Raw genomic sequence first — 556 nt, forward strand, 5'->3', positions numbered from 1 at the left:
GTTCTGATCGACACCGCCGGCCGTTATGTCCAGCAGGAGAGCCAGCCCGATGTGGACGCGGTTGAATGGCTGGGCTTCCTCGACCTGTTGAAAAAGCACCGCGGACGCCGCGCGCTGAATGGCGTAATCGTCGCGCTTTCGATCGACGTGCTTTGGGAGGGCGATGAAGCCATCAAGGCGCACGGCCGCAAGATCCGCCGCCGGTTGGCCGAACTCAACGACCGGCTCGAAATCCGCCTTCCGGTCTATCTGATGCTGACCAAGGCCGATCTGATCAAGGGTTTCGAGGCTTTCTTCGGCGGCTTGTCCACGGCTTCGCGCGAGCAGGTATGGGGGACCACCTTCGCGCTGGAAGCGCGTGTCGATGCGAAGACCATTGAACGGGAAATTTCCGCGCTGGCGACGGAACTTGAGCGGAGGCTGGTGCCGCGGCTGGAAGATGAGGACAAACTCGCCGCCCGTGCCGAGATTTTCCGCTTTCCCGCCCAACTGGCAAGCCTGTCCGAACCGATACAGGTGCTGGTCGAGGCAATGTTCGGCGAAAGCCGGTATGAAG

1 protein-coding gene is annotated in these 556 nt (G+C 61.7%); it reads left to right on the forward strand.

Annotated elements, in window-relative coordinates:
* Positions 1-556: type VI secretion protein IcmF/TssM N-terminal domain-containing protein (locus EN914_RS37765; protein WP_281034713.1), on the forward strand; the 556-nt coding region annotated here is incomplete at both ends.

Source organism: Mesorhizobium sp. M7A.F.Ca.CA.001.08.2.1 (assembly GCF_003998455.1).
GTDB lineage: Bacteria > Pseudomonadota > Alphaproteobacteria > Rhizobiales > Rhizobiaceae > Mesorhizobium > Mesorhizobium ciceri.